This is a genomic window from Afipia broomeae ATCC 49717 (assembly GCF_000314675.2).
Lineage (GTDB): Bacteria > Pseudomonadota > Alphaproteobacteria > Rhizobiales > Xanthobacteraceae > Afipia > Afipia broomeae.
Genome location: NZ_KB375283.1, coordinates 877747 through 897588, shown reverse-complemented (window position 1 = coordinate 897588; position 19842 = coordinate 877747). Strand labels below are relative to the sequence as shown.

The window sequence follows — 19842 nt, the reverse complement described above, 5'->3', positions numbered from 1 at the left end:
AGCGTTAAAGCGGCGGCGCGGGATCAGCCCGTTGCGGACTGCTTCTCGTCCTCAGGCGCGGCCACCGGCTCCGGCCGGTTGCGCTCGAGCGGAAACAATTCGCTCTCGTACAGCGTGCGGATGCCGCTCTGGTCGAAGCGGGCCTCGTCCACCTGGAGGTACGCCCCGTTCAGGCTGTCTGCGGGAAGCTGTTCGATCGCGAACTGCACGGCCTCGGCTGCGGTCGGAAACCGGCGGTAAGCAAAGCCGGCGCGCTTTTTCTTGCGGATCGCCGCAGGAAAGAGTTCGGCTTCGGTGTTGTAATTGAACGCAGCCATGATCTCGGCCTTCTCGATTGGGATTCGATGGAAACGGATGGCCGGAGGCGGGTCCATCGGGAGAGCCGCGCGGCCTAGAGTCATTCATTCCAGAAGAAACTCTAATATAGGCCTTTTTTCGCCAATTGCGACCCGTCATGCGGCCTATGATGAATGGCATGGCGGGCCCGCGGGCGGGGCCGAATAATCTCTTGAATTTCAATGAATTACTGGATGATGAAATCCGCGCCGCAGGGGGCGCGGGTTCGCATGGCGGCTTGAACATTTTGCAGAGCGCGCTTTTGCCGGATTTTCACCAGCAAAAGCCGGATCATGAGGGGCCGGCAGACGGCGCTACTGGATCGCTTCCGTCATGATTTCATCGGTGATCGACACAACCTTGAGCGACGAGGTGTAGTGCTCGATGTGGGTGGCGGGATCGGCGGAAATCTCGATCTTGCGAACCGGCGCGTGCTCCGGCACGCCGCTGACGCCGCGGCGGACGCCATATTGCCAGACCTGAAGCGTGCCCGCGCCGCGCAGCGCTGTTTCAACGACCTCGGGCGTCCTGCCTTTCATTTGCGCGAGTTCTGCCTTGGTGAGGCCGATCACGATTTCGTTCTGCGGCGAGACGACCTTGAACAGCGTGACCTTGTTGATGGCGAAGGCGGGATGGGACGCGACAGCGTCGACGAGAAGGCCTGCAAGGCCGAGTGCCAGCACGGTCTGGCGCGATCTGGTGGACATGGGCATTCCTTGAATACAGAAGTTCTTTGGACGCGTTTCTTGTTGGCGTTTTTACCGTTCGCAACGCGAACGGACCGCAGAGATAGGAGCCGCGCGGCCTGAGACAAGCCGCGCGGATTTATTTTTTCTCTGAGGAAGGGGCGCGTTAACGCGAGGTTTATTTGGGCTCGAGCTTCAATGCCGCGGAGTTGATGCAATAGCGCAATCCCGTCGGTCCCGGTCCGTCGGGGAAGACGTGGCCGAGATGGCCGTCGCACTTCGCGCACAGCACTTCGGTGCGGACCATGCCGTGCGAGACATCGCGCTCTTCCGCGATGCTGCTCTCGGCGGCGGGCGCCGAGAACGCCGGCCAGCCGCAGCCGGAATCGAACTTGTCATCGGACTCGAACAGCGGCTGTCCGCAACCGGCGCACACATACGTGCCCGGATCGAACGAATGGTCGTATTCGCCGGTGAACGGGCGCTCCGTCGCCTTCTCGCGCAGCACGGCGTACTGCATCGGCGTCAGCTCCTTGCGCCACTCGCTCTCGGACTTCTGCACAGTGCCGGAGCCGGTTGTCGTCTTGATGTCGGTCACTTCGCTAGCTCCTTTCGTCGGTGTTGATCACATCAAAGCGGCGAACCGGTCCGGTCCGCCGCTTCGGTCTTTATTCTCAAATGCCGCTCGCCCGAACGATGGCGTGCCGCGGCTTTGGTTCGTCGCGTTTAGTTCGTCGCCTTGGCCTCGCGCACCAGCGCCGGCTTCTCGCGATAGTTCTCGGCGAAGATCTTTTTCAGGTTCTCGATCTTCGGCAAATCGTTGAACACAATATAGGGCTGGTTGGGGTGCAGCGTCAGGTAGTCCTGATGATAATCTTCCGCCGGATAGAAACCCTGCAATGGCTCGAGTGTGGTCGCGATCGGTTTCTTGTAGACCTTCGCGCCGTTGAGCTGCGCGATGTAATCCTGCACCAGCTTGCGCTCGGCCGGGTCCGAGGTGAACACGGTGGAGCGATACTGCGTGCCGGTGTCGGGGCCCTGGCGGTTGAGCTGGGTCGGATCGTGCACCACCGAGAAATAGATCTGCAGCAGCTTGCCGAGCGACACCTCTTTCGGATTGTAGGTGATCTGCACGGCCTCGGCGTGGCCGGTGTTGCCGCGCGTGGTCGCCTCGTAATTCGCGGTCGAGGCCTTGCCGCCCGCATAGCCCGACACCGCGTTGGTGACGCCCCTGGTGTGCTGATACACGCCCTGCACGCCCCAGAAGCAGCCGCCCGCGAGCACGAACGTCTTCAGGCCCTCGGCGGGCGCGATGTCGGCGCTCGGCGGCGGAATGATGAAGGCTTCCTCGGCGGCGCGCGAGGGCACGGTGAACCAGCCGAGCGCCAGCACGCCGGCGGCGGTGAGGGCGAGGGCGGTGCGGCGGAACTGGATGCGATCCATGGTGACCTCATGAGAACTGGCGGCGTTTTGCGCCTGTGCGGTAGATACGCGGATAAGACCCCGTCGTTACGGCAAAATTCCACACAAAAACGTGAACCGTCCGCAGGCCTGCGCGTTGCCCCCTGCATGCGCCGGGTGACAACCGGCCGCAACGGGGATGATGGACGCAGCCTCTTTTGCCGGTTTCTGGCTGCGGCACCAACGCATCGGTACGCGTTTTGTCTAACCCGTTCCCGGCGTGTGCGCTTCCTGTTCTCTCTCGGGGACGACAACTGAGTGTGAAGCGACATCTCGCGCCGTTCACAGTTTGTCATCACCGGGCTTGTCGCGGTGATCTCGATGGATTGGGCACTGTGCCTCGGCAATCGGGCCCGGCTATGACATTGGATATGCGGGTGCGCTCAGCGACCAATGACGTGCTTCCGATTCGATTTTCAAATAGCCACCTCAAAAATTCCCGCGCCCACGCCAATCGTTCCCGCGCAAAAAGCGCGAGGTGAGCTTTGAGTTTGCCCCTCGGTAGAATGAGAGGAGATGGAGCGCCGCCAGGCGCAACATGGTTGTCGTCGCCCGATCGTTCGCCGCTTGCGAAGGCCGCGAACAAAAGAGCGCATCGCCTTGCGGCGCTCCATCGACGTTGCGCGTGAGCGAGACCTGCGCCTGCGCAATACGCAACGCGCGGATTCTCGCCGCAGCAAGGGCTGCGGCAAACATCCGCTGCGGCGTCTTTGGGCGAGGGGACCGTACTTCCGGGTGAGGATGGGGGAGGTTACTCGACCCCTGATCCGGCCGGCTTTCGCCGCCTTCGTCCTCGCCGCGTCCAGCCGGCGAACGGCAGAGCCACGTAGTTGGCCCGGACGGTGACCCCAGCCTCCCGGACGTGTGGCTGCGAACCACGCGCGCGGGCGCCGCGCTTCATTCCACTTCAGGATCGCCTCTAGAAGCGCCCCTCATTGAATGAAGTGATGGGAATATATGCCTAGAGAAGAAAATTGTCAAGCTGCTTATTGCCGAGTATTAAAACAATACTATTGCAACATTTCGATCTACCAATTTTTGGAAAATTTGATGTCAGCTCAGAAATCAGACTTTGAACTGAATTTCGTGGCCAAAAATTTTAGAGGATTTCGTCGGCTGGATTTCTCACTTAGCGATGTGACTTTTGTTGTCGGCGACAATAGTTCGGGTAAAACGAGCATTATGTATTTAGTGCAACATTTGTTGGAAAACGATTTTTCTAACAACTTTAGTTTGCTTAGAGGGAAATCACGGTTTTCATCGACGCGCGATATTCTGTCTCCGTACATAAAAGACACGCAGGTGACGATTGGTTATTTTTATAGGAAGCAACATAAAAAGGGCACCGTCGATTTCGGAATTCGCTTGGCGACTTTTACCGCGCAACCAAAAAACACGTTTCGACTTGAGCGAATTGTAGCTGCGAGCCAAGGCAAGGCTCGCTTTATCCAGCGACTAGATGAATCAATTCTCCGGAAGGATCAAGAAATAATCAAACGTCAGAAATTGGCAGCTTTAAAAGACAAGGTGTTGAGAGAGCACGTCAACCCGAGCTCAAGTTATGTAAAATTTAAAGAAATCGACGGTCTCCCAGCTCAGTACACGAAGCTGATTACATCGGCACTCGTTGATATAGACGAAAAGAAAAAGAACATCAGCCTCAAATTTTTTTCTATGCCTATTTTGCGCGTGTCCACCTATGGGCCGGTAAGATTAGATCCTGCACACGCCTATAGCGTTAGAGGGGCGCAGTTTGACGAGAAGGGTGGTCATGCGCCTGAGAAGCTTCGCTATTTAATGACAGCAACAGGTTCGCCAAGTGGTGAAATTATCAAGAACATAAATCAATTTGGTCGCGAAAGCGGAATGTTTGATAGGCTGTTCGTTGGACTTTACAATAAGTCCGATCCGAAAGCTCCGTTCAAAATTGAAATTGAAAAAGCTGGAAAGAAGTTTTCGATTGATGAAGTTGGTTATGGCGTTTCTCAAATACTTCCGATCTTAGTAGACTCCATTACAACCAAACGATCCGACGGAGCTCTAATTTCTGTCCAGCAACCAGAACTGCATTTACACCCGCGTGCCCAAGCCGCTTTTGGTGAGTTGCTTTTCAAGTTGGCAAAATCGGGTGTTAAATTTTTGATAGAGACCCATAGCGATTATATATTAGACCGCTTCCGATACGCCATGTTCAAGAGCTCAGATAAATCGGTGAGCGCAGGAATATTGTTCGCTGAAAACACGAAAACTGGAAACTCGCTGCACACTATTGATATTGATTCAAGCGGTCGCATAAAAAATGCACCGCTGAACTACAGAAATTTTTTCTTTCGCGAACAAGATAAAAATTTTGAAATGATTTGAGGGTGGAATGTCTTCGCTTTGTTTGGACGTAGTTCCGTTAGGAAAGCTTGCTGATAAAATTGGGTGGTATGAAAATTTATGGCAAGATATTCAAAAGAAAAATATCATAATTTTAATCGGGCATGGGAAATTTCGAAAAGAAATCCAAAGATCGACAAAGGCTAAGAACCTTTTGCTTCGGCTAGAGCAGGTAGGTAAGGCGCGAAGTGTGGATGAGAAAAAGTTTCAAAAAGTGATCGGAGAGTTTGCGCGAGAGAAATCAGCAAAATGCAAAGAGTGCGATGACCATCACTTATTTGCTATTTGTAGCGCAGGTCCGTCGCAATATTTAGTTACCGACGATAAGCGCCTAAGCAAGTGTCGCTCAAAAATTAAAAAAACCTCTTTGAGTAAACATTGTTCTTTTTCGGTTATTCGAGACGGCGCTCAATATCGAGTTCATCGCGCTAAGATCATTCGTTAAAGCCATTTCTTCATTTCTTCCCGCAATCCATCCCGCAGATCCTCGCGGTCCATCGCATAGGCGATGTTCGCGGCAAGGAATCCCGACTTCGAGCCGCAGTCGTAGCTCTTGCCCTTGAACTTGAACCCGTAGAACGGCTGTGATTTGGCGAGGCCCAGCATCGCGTCGGTGAGCTGGATTTCGCCGCCCGCGCCGCGCTCCTGCGTCTCCAGCACCTTGAAGATTTCCGGCTGCAGGATGTAGCGCCCGGTGATCGAGAGGTTCGACGGCGCGACCTCTTTCTTCGGTTTCTCGACCATGCCGTCGAGTTCGAACAGGTCGCCCTTGCTCTTGCCGACGCCGACCACGCCGTACATGTGGACCTGGTCCATCGGCACTTCTTCCACCGCGATGATGTTGGCCTTGTCCGCGCCCGCGGCGTTGGCCGCGTCGATCATCTGCTTCAGGCCGCTGGGTTTGTTTTTGACCAGCACGTCCGGCAGCAGCACGGCGAACGGCTCGTTGCCGATGATGTCGCGCGCGCACCACACCGCATGGCCGAGGCCAAGCGGCGCCTGCTGGCGGGTGAACGAGGTCGCGCCGGCTTCCGGCTGGTCGCGCTCGAGGATGTCCATTTCCTTCAGCTTGTTGCGCTCGCGCAGCGTGTCCTCAAGCTCATAGGGCCGGTCGAAGTGATCCTCGATCACGCCCTTGTTGCGGCCTGTGACGAACACGAGGTGTTCGATGCCCGCTTCCAGCGCCTCGTCCACCACATGCTGGATCAGCGGGCGGTCCACCACGGTCAGCATTTCCTTGGGCATGGCCTTGGTGGCCGGGAGGAAGCGGGTGCCAAGACCGGCGACGGGAAACACGGCTTTGCGGATTTTCATGAGGCTCTTCGAGGCAGGAGAAGCGTTGGAGGCGGGGCTGGGAAGGACTTGAAGGGTGGTAGCAGGTTTTGAAGGCTTGAAAAACTGCTGGATGGCTAAGGAGTTCCCTAAAGGTGAACGGATGAACGCTGCGTGAGTGAGTTGGGGATTTTTTGTGGCGGGCATTCGCAGGCGCCCCTCACCCGCTCGCTCTCGCTCGCGACCTCTCCCCGTAAAACGGGGAGAGGTAAGGACGCACGAAGCTCCCCGCGAGCGGGGAGAGGGTTGGGGTGAGGGGCGAATTTGCCCGCTGGTTAGATGCCCGCGTCATCTCGCCGCCAAAAAATGCTGCGTTGTTAATCGGGTGGAAACCCTGTCCGGGCCTCCTGTATCCGGGATAGTCTTGAGCGGGTGTGGAATACGATGGCACGGATCGAGCCTGAAGAGAGCGCGTGGCGGATGGCCGCAGGCGCAGTCCTGACCATGTCGGTGATCGGCGCGGCGTCAATGCTGGCGGGTCCGGCCCATGGGCAGAGCGCGTCGGGGCGCGGCGGGTTCACCTTCCCGTGGAGCAGCGATGTCACCGGCTCGATCCAGCAGCAGCAACCATCGCAGGCGCCGCGTCAGACGCAGCCCGCGCCGCGCCGCATGGCGCAGGCCTCAGCCCCGAAGGAGTGGAGCGGCGAAGACGGCGCGTCGGGTCACCCGCTGATGACCGCGGACGCGATCCGCCGTTCGGCTGCGAACTTCGACCGCTGCATCGCCGGGATGTGGCCCGATGCCGCGCGCCGCGGCGTCTCGCAGGCAAGCTTCGAGCGCTTCACGGCGGACCTGTCGCCGGACCTGCGCATCATGGACCTGATGGACTCGCAGCCCGAGTTCACCAAGTCGGTGTGGGATTATCTCGACATTCTCGTTACCGATGCGCGGATTGCGAAGGGGCGCGAAGTTCTGGCGAAGAACGCGGCGACCTTCGCGGCGGTCGAGAAAGCCTACGGCGTCGACCGCTACATCATCGCGGCGATCTGGGGCATCGAGTCCAACTACGGCACGCAGGGCGGCGACCGCAGCGTGCTGAACTCGACCGCGACGCTGGCCTGCGTCGGCCGCCGTCAGGGTTATTTCAAGGACGAGTTTCTCGCGGCGCTTGAGATTTTGCATCACGGCGATCTGACGCCGCAGCAGATGCGCGGCTCGTGGGCCGGCGCGTTCGGCGCGACCCAGTTCATGCCGACCGCGTTCAAGAAGTTCGCGGTGGATTTCGACGGCGACGGCAAGCGCAACACCGTGGACGATATTCCGGACATCATCGCCTCGACGGCGGCGAAGTTCAAAAAGGACGGCTGGGTGCCGGGCCAGACCTGGGGCTATGAGGTCGAGGTGCCGCAGGGCTTCAACTATCTGCATGCCGACCGCGCGAAGAATTATTCCATCGCGCAGTGGGAGCATCTCGGCGTGAAGCGCGCCGGCGGCAAGCCGTTCCCGCGCACCACCGACAAGGCGTTTCTGCTCGCGCCGGCCGGTGCGGATGGTCCGGGATTCCTGATGCTCGGCAATTTCCGCTCCATCATGCGCTACAATCCGTCGGAGGCTTACGCGCTGGCCATCGGCCACTTCGCCGACCGGCTGCGCGGCGGCACCCCGTTCGTGCAGGAATGGCCGCGGCAGGAGCGGGTGCTGTCCCGCGACGAGCGGTTTGAGTTGCAGCAGTTGCTCGCCCAGCGCGGTTTCTATCGCGGCGAGCCTGACGGCAATCTCGGCGGCGAAACCAAAAAGGCGCTGCGCAGCTTCCAGGCCTCGATCGGGGCGCCTGCCGACGGGTTCGCCTCGTCCGGCGTGCTGGAGCGGCTGCGCGGGCGGTAACCTGCTGGTTTTGGACAGGTTTCCCGGCCCCCGAGTGCCGGGCGGTAACCTTCAAGTTGACATTTTCCGGGCCCACTTGACGGATGCGGCCTGACCCCGGTTTATGGACCCATTGCCGGAGTTTTGGGGCGTATTATTTGCCCGGATATGCAACCGCGGCGACTGCGCGAGCGACCAAGATCCATGTCGACACCGAACAGGCCGAAACCGACGTCTTTCCTGCGCGTGTTCACCGAGCGCGGACCGCTGACCGTTCTCGCGGTCGCGGGCGCCATGCTGTTCGGCATTGTTGCGCCGGCCTCGGCGCAGTTTTTCGATTTCGGCTTCGGCCGCCCGCAGCGGCCAGCTCCCCCTCCGCAGCGCGGCGGCGGCGGTTTCTTCTCGCCTTTCGGTGACAGTTTCGGCCCCGCGCCACAGGCGCCGCGCCCGGCGGATTCGTCACGTGCGCCCGCGGCCGCCAAGCGCGATGCTCCCGCAGAGCGTAACGTGCTGGTGCTCGGCGACGCCATGGCGGACTGGCTTGCCTACGGCCTTGAAGATGCGCTGTCGGAAACGCCGGACCTCGGCGTGATCCGCAAGCACAAGACCGTCTCGGGTCTGATCAAGTATCAGCCGAAGGGCGACCCGGTGGACTGGGCCGCGGCGGCGAAGGGAATTCTCGCCACCGAGAAACCCGACGTCATCGTGGTGATGCTCGGCCTGCACGATCGCATCCCCATTCGTGAGCCGGTCGTCGAGAAGAAGACCGACGCCAAGCCGGGCGAGAAGCCGGGCGACAAGGACAAGAAGAACGCGAAGAAGGATTCCCGCGCCAAGCCTAACGAAGCCAAGCCTAACGAAGCCAAGCCGAACGAAGCCAAGCCAAACGAGGCCGAGGCGGCGAAGCCGGCCGACAAGCCCGCCAGCGATAAACCCGCTGCCGACACCGAGAACAAGACCGCGGACAACAAGCCGTCTGATACGGAGGTCGCTCCCGACGACGATGACGCGCCCCAGGTCATGGCGCCGGAGAAGTCACGCTCGGCTGGCGGCATGTACGACTTCCGCGAAGAGCGCTGGGTCGAACTCTACGCCAAGAAGATCGAGGAGATGATCGCGGTCCTGAAGTCCAAGGGCGTGCCGGTGCTGTGGGTCGGTCTGCCCGCCGTTCGCGGCCCCAAGGCCACATCGGACATGCTGTTCCTCGATGCGCTCTATCGCGACGGCGCAGGCAAGGCCGGCATCACCTATGTCGATGTCTGGGACGGCTTCGTCGATGATGCCGGGCGCTTCGCGCAACAGGGCCCGGACTTCGAGGGCCAGATCCGCCGCCTGCGTTCGGCCGACGGCGTTTTCTTCACCAAGGCCGGTGCGCGCAAACTGGCGCATTATACCGAACGCGAAATCCGCCGTGTGCTTGCCGCCCACACCGATGGTCCGCTGGCCGTGCCGAGCGAAACCTTCGCGCCGGATTCCAATATTCGTCCCGGTGAAGCGGGCCCGCGTCCATTGATGGGACCGGTGATGCCGCTGGTGGCCTCGCAGGTCGGCACCGACGAACTGCTTGGCGGCGTCGGCACGCGGCCGGCGTCGGTCGATGCGCTTGCCGCGCGCACGCTAGTGAAGGGCGAGCCGCTTGCCGCACCTGCCGGACGTGCGGACGATTTCTCGTGGCCGCGCCGCGAAGTCGGTGCGCTCAGCGCGCCGCCGAGCGATCCGGTGGTGGCCAGCGCGCCGTCCGACGGGACCGCGGCACCGTCGAAGCCGAAGCCCAAGAAGCAGGTCGTCGTCCAGGGACTGTTCAATCCCTCAGCACCGCCGCAGCAGCGTCAACGTTCGGGGCCGCCGCGTGACGGATTCCGTGATGGTTTCCTTCGGCCTCCGGGCAATATCGGCTCACAGGGCTTCGGCTTCGGCGGCCTGTTCGGACGCTGGTAATCCCAACATCACCGCATCTGGATCGCATCCGGTCGATGCAGTAGGGTCCGCGCGGCTGCTCCAGAACACTCCGTCAGGTCGAGATCGTGAACAGAAAACAACGCCGGGCTGAAGGAAAATCCGGCAAGGGCGTCACGCGCTCATCCAGCCTGCTCGAAGAAACCCTGTTCCACCAGGCCATGGCGCATCATCAGTCCGGACGGCTGCGCGAGGCCGAGGCGGACTATCGCGATGTGCTTGCTTCCAACCCTCGTCACACCGGTGCGCTCGGCTATCTCGGTCTGCTTGCGCATCAATTGGGTCACAGCGACACCGGCATCGATCTGTTGCGAAAAGCGATCGCATCGGACAAGCGTAGCGCCGAGCCGCATTACAATCTGGCGCGCGTCCTGTCCGATTGCGGACGCGACGATGAAGCGATCGTGCACAATCGCAAGGTGCTGGAGATCAGTCCGGATTTCCCCGGTGCGCACAACAACCTCGCCGCGTTGCTGCTGCTTCACGGACGTTCCAGCGAAGCTTTGACAATCGCCGCCGACGGGTTGCGGACGGACGACACCGCAGGGCTCAGGTCGACATTCGTGATGGCGCTTCGCTCGCTCGATCCTGCGGTGGTCAAACTTGATCCGAACATCATCCAGCTTCTGGTGCGCGCCTTGCGCGAGCCATGGTGCCGCCCGCGCGATCTGTCGGCTGCGGCGGGAGTGATCCTGCTTCGCAGTCCGGCGATGGCGCACTGTGTCGAGCGGCTATCGCATGAGGGCTCCGCCCGGTTGGCCGAGCTATTTACGCGTGACGATCTCACACTGTTGCATGGCGACGGCCTGCTGGAAGCGTTGCTCGGCACCTCGCCTGTTACGATAGTTGAAATCGAGCGGGTTCTGGCAGCCGTCCGCGGCGCATTGCTGAGCGAGATTGCGTCAGGCGCGTTCGAGGCCTTTGAGGCGTGGCTGCCGCTGGCGTCGGCGCTCGGCCAACAGGGCTTAATCAACGAGTACGTCTTCGACGTCACCGAAGACGAGACGGTTCAGCTCGGCCGGCTTCGCGATGAGGTTACCGGGGCGATCACGCGCAATGAAGCGGTTGCGCCGATCAGGCTCGCGGTTCTTGCAAGCTATCTGCCGCTGCATTCGATTCCCGGCGCCGAACGGCTTGCCGAGCGATCCTGGCCCGCTTCAGTGACCCCGCTGATTGCCCAGCAGATTATCGATCCGCGCGACGAACAGGCGGTCCGTTCCGGGATCGAGCGGCTGACCGCGATCGAGGACGATGTCTCGGAAAAGGTTCGCGCGCAGTACGAGGAAAATCCCTATCCGCGATGGAGCAGCATCTCCGCGGAAGTCCAGCCATTGCCGGTCGATCATTATATCGGGATGCGGTTTCCCGGTGTGCCGTACAAGCCGCTCGGACATCGTGCGCTCGATGTCCTGGTCGCGGGTTGCGGCACCGGGCAACATGCGATCCAGCGCGCGCTGCAATTCAAATCCGCCGACATCCTCGCCATCGATCTCAGTCTCAGTAGCCTTAGCTACGCGATCCGGAAGACCAAAGAATTGGGACTGGCCAATCTGCGTTATGCGCAGGCGGATATTCTGGCGCTGGGAAACGAGAAGACGTTCGACGTCGTCGATTCGAGCGGCGTGCTGCATCATCTGAAAGATCCACTGGCGGGCTGGCGCAGGCTTGCCGGTCTGGTGCGTCCTGGCGGGCTGATGCATATCGGTCTCTATAGTGCGACGGCGCGCGCCGACATCAATGCCGCGCGCGCGTATCTGGCGCAGCAGGGCAGGGACTATTCGGTCGGTGAAGTCCGCCGCCTGCGGGCGGAATTCGCCGGCCGCGCGCCGGGTGATCCGCTCCACAACATTACAGGCTTCAGCGATTTCTTCAGCATGAGCGAGTGCCGCGACCTGCTGTTCCATGTGCAGGAGCACCAGTTTTCCATTCCGCAGATCGCGGATTTTCTGCGCGAGATCGGCTTTACATTTCTCGGCTTCGAGACGCCGGCGCGGACCAGTTATCTCCGGCGCTTTCCGGACGACAGGACGGCAACCGATCTCGCCAACTGGGCGGCATTCGAAGCCGAGAACCCTTCGACCTTCGCGACGATGTATCAGTTCTGGATTCAGAAAAACTGAGCCTCTCAATACACGCCGGGTTCCTGCTTACGTTTTCACCGGTTCCCCGGATCATTTTTCGGAACACCCCGAGCCGTGGGTCGTTGGTCAGCCTCTCAACGTGAAGAGGAGGATGACATGAAGATTCGTATGGCAATGGCTGTCGCGGCAATCGCACTCACGCCGGGCATGGCGCTCGCGCAGACCGCGACGGAGCAGGGCGCGCGCGAGGGCGCGGCGACGGGTCAAGCCATTGGCGGCCCGGTCGGCGGCGCCGTTGGCGGAACTGTCGGCGCGGCGGTCGGAACCGCGGTCGATATTCCGGCGGCTGTGATTTCATCGGTCACAGGGTTGCCGGGACCGTCGGTCGTGGTGAAGGAGCGTGTGGTGGTTGGTGAGCCGCTGCCGGATTATGTCGAACTGCGTCCGGTGCCGAGCCACACCGAGTATAACTATGCGGTGGTGAATGATCGGCGTGTGATCGTCGAGCCGCGCACCCGGCGTGTCATTCGCGTCATCGAGTAACGGCGCGCTGAACAGCAGCGCCGGATGATGCGAAGCGAAAGAGCCCCGTCATCGGACGGGGCTTTTTTGTTTTGGGTGGTTAAACCGAACGCGGTCCAAACAGGATGACGGCAGCGCCGGTCAGGCAGAGCGCTGCGCCCGCGATATCCCATCGGTCGGGCCGCACGCCTTCCGCAGCCCACAACCACAGGAGCGATGCGGCGATATAGACGCCGCCATACGCTGCATACGCGCGTCCGGCCGCATCGGTCGGCACGAGGGTGAGAAAGTAAGCGAACAGCACCAGCGATATGACGCCGGGGACCAGCCACCAGATGGATTTGTCCAGCCGCAGCCAAGCCCAGAATGCAAAACAGCCCCCGATTTCGGCGAGGGCTGCTGCAACGTAGATGATGGCGGTCATGAGACGTGATCCAGAAACAGGATGTTCGTCATCCTGAGGCTCGCCGCGATGCGGCTCGCACCTCGGGGTGACGGCGCATCCCAATTCAGCGCGGCAGCGTGGTCGATCCCATCAGGAACTGATCGATCGCGGCGGCGCACTGGCGGCCTTCGCGGATCGCCCAGACCACAAGGGACTGACCACGGCGCATGTCGCCCGAGGAGAACACCTTCGCGACCGAGGTCTGGTAGTTATTGGTCGAGGCACGCACGTTGCCGCGCGGGTCCAGTTCGACGCCGAGCTTCTTCAGGAGGCCCTCGTGCACCGGATGGACGAAGCCCATCGCCAGCAGCACCAGTTCGGCCTTGATTTCAAACTCGGTGCCCGGCACCGGCTGGAACTTGTCGTCGACGCGAACGCAATGCAGTTTCGCGACCTTGCCATCGTGGCCGGAGAACTTCTGCGTCAGCACGGCGTATTCGCGGACCGCGCCTTCTGCCTGGCTGGACGAGGTGCGCATCTTCAATGGCCAGTTCGGCCAGGTCAGGCCCTTGTTCTCACGCTCCGGCGGGGCCGGCATGATTTCAAGCTGGGTGACGGAGGTCGCGCCCTGGCGGATCGACGTGCCGATGCAATCGGAGCCGGTATCGCCGCCGCCGATCACCACCACGTCCTTGCCGCCTGCGAGAATTTCGCGGACATCGCCGAGCGGCTCGTTGCTGACCCGTCGGTTCTGCTGCGGCAGGAAATCCATCGCGAAGTGAATGCCGTCGAGGTCGCGGCCGGGAATCGGCAGATCGCGCGAGGCTTCCGCGCCGCCGGTCAGTGCCACCGCGTCATAGACCTTCAGCAGGTCCTGCGGCTCGACAGCGCCGGCATAATTGCCGCCGACCGGCGTGTTGTAGTGGAAGGTCACGCCCTCGGCTTCCATCTGCGCCACACGGCGGTCGATGATGCCCTTTTCCATCTTGAAGTCGGGAATGCCGTAACGAAGCAGTCCGCCGGCCTTGGCGAACTTCTCGAACACGTGGACTTCATGACCCACGCGCGCCAGCTGCTGCGCGGCGGCGAGGCCTGCAGGGCCGGAGCCGACCACGGCGATCTTCTTGCCGGTCTTGGTCGCTGAAATTTCCGGCTTGACCCAGCCGCTGTCCCACGCGCGGTCAACGATGGCGCATTCGATGGTCTTGATGGTGACCGGGTTGTCGTCGATGTTCAGCGTGCACGAGGCTTCGCACGGCGCCGGGCAGATGCGCCCGGTGAATTCGGGGAAGTTGTTGGTCGAGTGCAGGTTGCGCGAGGCTTCTTCCCAGTTGCCGTTGTAGACGAGATCGTTGAAGTCCGGGATCTGGTTATTGACCGGGCAGCCGGGCGTGCCGGGCTGAACCGAGCCGGTGCCATGGCAATAGGGGATGCCGCAATTCATGCAGCGCGCGGCCTGATCGCGCGTGTCTTTCTCGCTCAGCGGAATGACGAATTCCCTGAAATCCTTCACCCGCTCCGCGACTGGCTCGTACTTGCGGTCGTGACGCTCGATCTCAAGAAAACCTGTAGGCTTACCCATGGTGACTCTGACGCCCCTGAATCTAAGTTCTCACTTCACGTCATCCTGAGGTGCGCGCTCTTGCGCGCCTCGAAGGATGACTGTTCATCCCGCCGCCCTTAGGCTCGCCGCGATGCGGCTCGCACATCAGGGTGACGGGACACCAAACATTACGCCCCGATCGCGATTTTCGGCTCTTCCGGCTCGCGCGATTTCATTTCTTTCAACGCGCGGCGGTATTCGACCGGCATCACCTTGCGGAACATCGGAAGATACTTCTTCCAGTTCGCGAGGATGTGCTGCGCCCGCGCCGAGCCGGTGAGCTTGGCGTGCCGCGTGATCAGGACATGCAGCCGTTCGACGTCCTCGCCGAGCAGATTGGAGAACACGTCGACGCGGCCATGCGCCTCGAGATCGCCGGACGAATGGAAGGCGTTCTGGTTGATCATCTCCTCGGACAGCACCGGCTCGAGATCGACCATCGCCATGTTGCAGCGTTTCTCGAACGTGCCGTCCTCGTCGATCACGTAAGCCACGCCGCCGGACATGCCGGCTGCGAAGTTGCGCCCGGTCTTGCCGAGCACCACGACGATGCCGCCGGTCATGTATTCGCAGCAGTGATCGCCCGCGCCTTCGACCACGGCGACCGCGCCGGAGTTGCGCACGGCGAAGCGTTCGCCGGCGACGCCCTGGAAGTAGCACTCGCCCTCGATGGCGCCGTACATCACGGTGTTGCCGACGATGATCGACTCTTCCGGCACGATGCCGGAGTTCTTGGGCGGCCGGACGATGATGCGTCCGCCCGACAGACCCTTGCCGACATAGTCGTTGCCTTCGCCTTCGAGATCGAAGGTGATGCCGCGCGCCAGCCACGCGCCGAACGCCTGTCCTGCCGTACCCTTGAGGCTGACATGGATGGTGTCGAGCGGCAGGCCGGTATGGCCATAGGTCTTGGCGACAACGCCGGACAGCATCGCGCCTGCGCTGCGGTCGGTGTTGTGGATTTCAGCCTCGATCTTCACCGGAGCGCCGCGGTCGATCGCCGCCTGCGCTTCCCTGATCAGGGTGCGGTCGAGCACGTTCTCCAGATGATGGTCCTGCGCCTCGGAGTGATAGATCTTCTGGTCGGGCAGGGCAGGCTGCTTGAAGAACAGCTTCGAGAAGTCGAGGCCCTTGGCCTTCCAGTGCGCCACCAGGGTTGCCTGGTCGAGCATCTGGCTCTGGCCGACCATCTCCTGGAAGGTGCGGAAGCCCATGGACGCCATGATCTCGCGCACTTCCTCGGCGACGAAGAAGAAGTAGTTGATGACGTGCTCGGGCTGGCCGGTGAAGCGCTTGCGCAGCACCGGGTCCTGTGTCGCGACGCCGACCGGGCAGGTGTTGAGATGGCACTTGCGCATCATGATGCAGCCCGCCGCGATCAGCGGCGCGGTGGCGAAGCCCATTTCATCCGCGCCGAGCAGCGCGCCGATCACAACGTCGCGTCCGGTGCGGAAGCCGCCGTCGACCTGCACCACGATGCGGCTGCGCAGGCGTTCGCGCACAAGAGTCTGATGGGTTTCGGCGATGCCGAGTTCCCAGGGCGAGCCGGCATGCTTGATCGAGGTCAGCGGAGATGCGCCCGTGCCGCCCTCGAAGCCGGAGATGGTGACATGATCCGCGCGCGCCTTGGCAACGCCGGCGGCAACCGTGCCGACGCCGATTTCGGAGACCAGCTTGACCGAGACCGCGCCGTCAGGATTGACGTTCTTCAGATCGTAGATGAGCTGGGCCAGATCTTCGATCGAGTAGATGTCGTGATGCGGCGGCGGCGAGATCAGGCCGACGCCCGGGGTCGAATGGCGCACGCGGGCGATGGTCGCGTCGACCTTGTGGCCGGGCAACTGTCCGCCTTCGCCGGGCTTCGCGCCCTGCGCCATCTTGATCTGCATCATGTCGGAGTTGACGAGATATTCCGTCGTCACGCCGAAACGTCCCGATGCGACCTGCTTGATGGCGGAGCGCATGCTGTCGCCGTTCGCCATCGGCTTGAAGCGATCCGCCTCTTCGCCGCCTTCGCCGGTGTTGGACTTGCCGCCGATGCGGTTCATCGCGATCGCCAGTGTGGTGTGGGCTTCGCGCGAGATCGAGCCGAACGACATCGCGCCGGTGGCGAAGCGCTTGACGATCTCACTGGCGGGCTCGACTTCGTCGAGCGGCACAGGCTTGCGCTTGTCGTCCTCGGCGGTCTTGAGCTTGAACAGGCCGCGCAGCGTCAGCAGCTTCTCGGACTGCTCGTTCAGCACCTTTGCATAGGCGCGATAACGCTCCTGCGAGTTGCCGCGAACCGCATGCTGAAGCAGCGACACCGTCTCGGCGTTCCAGGCATGGTCCTCGCCGCGCGAGCGGTAGGCATATTCGCCGCCGACATCGAGTGCGGTCTTGTAGATCTGCGCGTCGCCGAATGCCTCGGTATGACGGCGTGCGGTTTCCTCGGCGATCTCGGCAAGGCCGACGCCTTCGATACGGGTGTGGGTGCCGGCGAAATACTTCGCAACGAAATCCGCCTTCAGGCCGACGGCGTCGAAAATCTGCGCGCCGCAATAGGACTGATAGGTCGAGATGCCCATCTTCGACATGACCTTGAGCAGGCCCTTGCCGATCGACTTGATGTAGCGCTTGACGATTTCCTTGTCGTCGAGTTTGGCCGGCAACTGATCCTTCATCGCGATGATGGATTCGAATGCCAGATACGGATTGATCGCTTCGGCGCCGTAACCTGCAAGGCACGCGAAGTGATGCACTTCGCGCGGCTCGCCGGATTCGACCACGAGACCGACCGAAGTGCGCAGGCCGGTGCGGATCAGGTGATGATGCACGGCGGCAGTCGCCAGCAGCGACGGGATCGGAATGCGATCCGAGCCCGCAGCGCGGTCCGACAGGATGATGATGTTGACGCCTTCGCGCACCGCGGCTTCAGCACGGCCGCACAGCTCTTCCAGCACCTGCTCCATGCCCGCGGCCCCGAGGCCGGCGTGGAACGTGGTGTCGAGCGCGCGCGACTTGAAGTGATTGTCGGCGACGTCGGAGATCGAACGGATCTTTTCCAGATCCGCGTCGGTCAAAATCGGCTGGCGCACTTCGAGGCGCTTGGTCTTGGACAGGCCTTCGATGTCGAACAGGTTCGGACGCGGGCCGATGATGGAGACGAGGCTCATCACCAGCTCTTCGCGGATCGGATCGATCGGCGGGTTGGTAACCTGTGCGAAGTTCTGCTTGAAGTAGGTGAACAGCGATTTCGGCTTGCTCGACAGCGCCGAGAGCGGCGTGTCGGTGCCCATCGAGCCCGCGGCTTCTTCACCGGTCGACGCCATCGGCGTCATCAGCACGGAGAGGTCTTCCTGCGAGTAACCGAACGCCTGCTGGCGATCGAGCAGCGACAGGTTGGAGCGCGCGGCCTTGGCCGGCGCGTCCGCCATTTCCTCGAGCACGATCTGGGTGCGGTCCAGCCACTCGCGATACGGATGGCTCTTGGCAAGCTCCGCCTTGATCTCATCGTCGGGGATAAGACGGCCCTGCTCGAGGTCGACCAGCAGCATCTTGCCGGGCTGCAAGCGCCACTTGGTGATGATCTGGTCCTCGGGAATCTTCAGCACGCCCATTTCGGACGCCATCACGATGCGGTCGTCCTTGGTGACGAGATAGCGCGCCGGACGCAGGCCGTTGCGGTCGAGGGTCGCGCCGATCTGGCGGCCGTCGGTGAAGGCGATCGCGGCGGGGCCGTCCCACGGCTCCATCAGCGCGGCGTGATATTCGTAGAACGAGCGGCGCTCTTCGCTCATCAGCGGATTGCCGGCCCATGCTTCAGGCACCAGCATCATCATCGCGTGCGACAGCGAGTAGCCGCCCTGCACGAGGAATTCGAGCGCGTTGTCGAAGCAGGCGGTGTCCGACTGGCCTTCGTAGGAGATCGGCCACAGCTTCTCGATGTCCTCGCCGAACTTCTCGGAGGAGACCGAGGCCTGACGTGCGGCCATCCAGTTGACGTTGCCACGCAGCGTGTTGATTTCGCCGTTGTGCGCGACCATGCGGTAGGGATGCGCCAGCGACCATGCCGGGAAGGTGTTGGTCGAGAAACGCTGATGCACCAGCGCCAGCGCGGATTCGAAATCCGGCTCGTGCAGATCGGGATAGTACTTGCCGAGCTGGTCGGCGAGGAACATGCCCTTGTAGACGACGGTGCGGCACGAGATCGACACCGGATAGTAACCGGCCAGCGCGCGTTCGCGGCGCTGATAGATCGCGTTCGAGATCGCCTTGCGCAGAATGTAGAGACGGCGCTCGAAATCCTCTTCGTCGGCGCAGTCGCCGCAGCCGATGAAAACCTGCATGCAGGTCGGTTCGGTGGGCTTCACGGTCACGCCGAGCGAGGAGTTGTCGGTCGGCACTTCGCGCCAGCCGAACAGCTTCAGGCCTTCCGACTTGATCTTGTCCTTGATGATACCCTTGATGACTTCGCGCCAGGACTTCTCGCGCGGCATGAACATCTGGCCGACGGCGTATTGGCCGGGACCGGGCAAGGTGAAGCCGGCTTCCTTTGCCTTGCGTGCGAAGAAGGCGTGCGGAATCTGGACAAGGATGCCCGCGCCGTCACCGGCGCGCGGGTCGGCGCCGACAGCGCCGCGATGTTCGAGATTGCAAAGGATGCTGATCGCGTCGGACACGATCTGATGCGACTTCTTGCCCTTGATGTTGGCAATGAAGCCGACGCCGCAGGAATCCTTTTCGAGCGCTGGATCGTAAAGACCCGCGGCTTCCGGACGCCAGTTATGCTCGCGCGGTTTCAAGGCCGGGTCCGCCATCGGCGCATCCACCTCGATCTGATTCCGCTCGAACTCTGACCCGCTCATTCTCATCCTCACGCCTCTTTGGATTTAGAGGCAGTCTATTTTTACCCATTTTGGCCGCAGCTTCGGCGTTCGCGGAACCCTTCGGGAAGTCCTCGGGGCCACCGCTCGCGCTGTCACGAGCCTCGCTTTAGAAAGTGCAGTTCGCGCGTGCCGTTTCCGGCTGCCATGCGGCCTGCTGATATTACCGGCGCTGCAAACGCCGTGCCGAGATTACGCGGAAATTGGGACAGTAGTCCTGTCCTAATGCCGAGATTGCCAAACTTTTTCCTATCATACAAGCGCGTGAGAGTCCTCCCAGTGTAGTGGTTCGCAATTCCACGGAAACCCTGATGCGCGCTCCGTTCGTGGACCTGCGAACTGAAACCACACTGGAATCAATATCGTCCAGTGTCCTTCGAATCCCCAGCCCGCTACGGCAGCGCGGCGGAAGGCGGCGAGCCGCGGATTC

At 61.5% G+C, this 19842-nt stretch carries 14 protein-coding genes; 6 read left to right on the top strand and 8 right to left on the bottom strand.

Annotated features, from left to right (window positions below):
* Window positions 1–23: 23 nt before the first annotated feature.
* From HMPREF9695_RS16755 to msrA, 4 genes are all read right to left on the bottom strand, one after another.
* The gene (locus HMPREF9695_RS16755) at window positions 24–317 is read right to left on the bottom strand and encodes a hypothetical protein (protein ID WP_006022065.1); all 294 of its coding nucleotides are present in this window, start codon (window positions 315–317) and stop codon (window positions 24–26) included.
* A gap of 333 nt (window positions 318–650) precedes the next feature.
* The gene (locus tag HMPREF9695_RS16750; RefSeq protein WP_006022064.1) at window positions 651–1043 is read right to left on the bottom strand and encodes a hypothetical protein; all 393 of its coding nucleotides are present in this window, start codon (window positions 1041–1043) and stop codon (window positions 651–653) included.
* 157 nt (window positions 1044–1200) lie between these two features.
* The gene (msrB, locus tag HMPREF9695_RS16745) at window positions 1201–1620 is read right to left on the bottom strand and encodes a peptide-methionine (R)-S-oxide reductase MsrB (RefSeq protein WP_006022063.1); all 420 of its coding nucleotides are present in this window, start codon (window positions 1618–1620) and stop codon (window positions 1201–1203) included.
* A 128-nt stretch (window positions 1621–1748) separates the two neighbouring features.
* On the bottom strand, window positions 1749–2465 hold the full coding sequence (gene msrA, locus HMPREF9695_RS16740) for a peptide-methionine (S)-S-oxide reductase MsrA (RefSeq protein WP_006022062.1): 717 nt from the start codon (window positions 2463–2465) through the stop codon (window positions 1749–1751).
* A gap of 1068 nt (window positions 2466–3533) precedes the next feature.
* On the opposite strand from msrA, the gene HMPREF9695_RS16730 reads away from it, so the two are divergent.
* Both HMPREF9695_RS16730 and HMPREF9695_RS26435 read left to right on the top strand, forming a co-directional pair.
* Complete coding sequence (locus HMPREF9695_RS16730) at window positions 3534–4847, top strand: AAA family ATPase (RefSeq protein WP_006022061.1); 1314 nt, start codon at window positions 3534–3536, stop codon at window positions 4845–4847.
* Window positions 4848–4854: 7 nt separating this feature from the next.
* Window positions 4855–5310: a PIN domain-containing protein gene (locus tag HMPREF9695_RS26435; RefSeq protein ID WP_157223974.1), complete on the top strand. Its 456-nt coding sequence runs from the start codon at window positions 4855–4857 to the stop codon at window positions 5308–5310.
* Here HMPREF9695_RS26435 and galU read toward each other — a convergent pair.
* Complete coding sequence (gene galU / locus HMPREF9695_RS16725) at window positions 5307–6179, bottom strand: UTP--glucose-1-phosphate uridylyltransferase GalU (protein WP_041712580.1); 873 nt, start codon at window positions 6177–6179, stop codon at window positions 5307–5309. The genes HMPREF9695_RS26435 and galU overlap by 4 nt on opposite strands.
* 402 nt (window positions 6180–6581) lie before the next feature.
* Between galU and HMPREF9695_RS16720 the strand changes: the two genes are divergently transcribed.
* The 4 genes from HMPREF9695_RS16720 (at window position 6582) to HMPREF9695_RS16705 (ending at window position 12580) form a co-directional block, all read left to right on the top strand.
* Window positions 6582–8021, top strand: coding sequence for a lytic murein transglycosylase (locus HMPREF9695_RS16720; protein ID WP_006022059.1), 1440 nt, complete (start codon window positions 6582–6584; stop codon window positions 8019–8021).
* A gap of 183 nt (window positions 8022–8204) precedes the next feature.
* A complete protein-coding gene (locus HMPREF9695_RS16715) occupies window positions 8205–9938 on the top strand; it encodes an SGNH/GDSL hydrolase family protein (protein WP_006022058.1) in 1734 nt (577 codons plus the stop codon).
* Window positions 9939–10024: 86 nt separating this feature from the next.
* Window positions 10025–12076 carry a class I SAM-dependent methyltransferase gene (locus tag HMPREF9695_RS16710; protein WP_006022057.1) on the top strand — a complete coding sequence of 684 codons (2052 nt, stop codon included), beginning with the start codon at window positions 10025–10027 and terminating at the stop codon, window positions 12074–12076.
* 117 nt (window positions 12077–12193) lie between these two features.
* Window positions 12194–12580, top strand: a complete 387-nt coding sequence (locus HMPREF9695_RS16705) for a DUF1236 domain-containing protein (RefSeq protein WP_006022056.1) — start codon at window positions 12194–12196, stop codon at window positions 12578–12580.
* Window positions 12581–12659: 79 nt separating this feature from the next.
* Here the strand turns inward: HMPREF9695_RS16705 and HMPREF9695_RS16700 are convergent, their stop codons facing one another.
* From HMPREF9695_RS16700 to gltB, 3 genes are all read right to left on the bottom strand, one after another.
* Entirely contained in the window at window positions 12660–12983 is a 324-nt protein-coding gene (locus HMPREF9695_RS16700) for a YnfA family protein (RefSeq protein ID WP_006022055.1), read from the bottom strand.
* 85 nt (window positions 12984–13068) lie between these two features.
* On the bottom strand, window positions 13069–14526 hold the full coding sequence (locus HMPREF9695_RS16695; protein ID WP_006022054.1) for a glutamate synthase subunit beta: 1458 nt from the start codon (window positions 14524–14526) through the stop codon (window positions 13069–13071).
* 149 nt (window positions 14527–14675) lie between these two features.
* Window positions 14676–19394, bottom strand: a complete 4719-nt coding sequence (gene gltB, locus HMPREF9695_RS16690) for a glutamate synthase large subunit (protein WP_006022053.1) — start codon at window positions 19392–19394, stop codon at window positions 14676–14678.
* Window positions 19395–19842: the final 448 nt, after the last annotated feature.

Excerpts from the sequence above, each read along its gene's own strand:
- HMPREF9695_RS16755 (WP_006022065.1), bottom strand. The coding sequence starts at position 317 with ATGGCTGCGTTCAATTACAACACCGAAGCCGAACTCTTTCCTGCGGCG.
- HMPREF9695_RS16750 (WP_006022064.1), bottom strand. The coding sequence starts at position 1,043 with ATGTCCACCAGATCGCGCCAGACCGTGCTGGCACTCGGCCTTGCAGGC.
- msrA (WP_006022062.1), bottom strand. The coding sequence starts at position 2,465 with ATGGATCGCATCCAGTTCCGCCGCACCGCCCTCGCCCTCACCGCCGCC.
- HMPREF9695_RS16730 (WP_006022061.1), top strand. The coding sequence starts at position 3,534 with ATGTCAGCTCAGAAATCAGACTTTGAACTGAATTTCGTGGCCAAAAAT.
- HMPREF9695_RS26435 (WP_157223974.1), top strand. The coding sequence starts at position 4,855 with ATGTCTTCGCTTTGTTTGGACGTAGTTCCGTTAGGAAAGCTTGCTGAT.
- galU (WP_041712580.1), bottom strand. The coding sequence starts at position 6,179 with ATGAAAATCCGCAAAGCCGTGTTTCCCGTCGCCGGTCTTGGCACCCGC.
- HMPREF9695_RS16720 (WP_006022059.1), top strand. The coding sequence starts at position 6,582 with ATGGCACGGATCGAGCCTGAAGAGAGCGCGTGGCGGATGGCCGCAGGC.
- HMPREF9695_RS16715 (WP_006022058.1), top strand. The coding sequence starts at position 8,205 with ATGTCGACACCGAACAGGCCGAAACCGACGTCTTTCCTGCGCGTGTTC.
- HMPREF9695_RS16705 (WP_006022056.1), top strand. The coding sequence starts at position 12,194 with ATGAAGATTCGTATGGCAATGGCTGTCGCGGCAATCGCACTCACGCCG.
- HMPREF9695_RS16700 (WP_006022055.1), bottom strand. The coding sequence starts at position 12,983 with ATGACCGCCATCATCTACGTTGCAGCAGCCCTCGCCGAAATCGGGGGC.
- HMPREF9695_RS16695 (WP_006022054.1), bottom strand. The coding sequence starts at position 14,526 with ATGGGTAAGCCTACAGGTTTTCTTGAGATCGAGCGTCACGACCGCAAG.
- gltB (WP_006022053.1), bottom strand. The coding sequence starts at position 19,394 with ATGAGCGGGTCAGAGTTCGAGCGGAATCAGATCGAGGTGGATGCGCCG.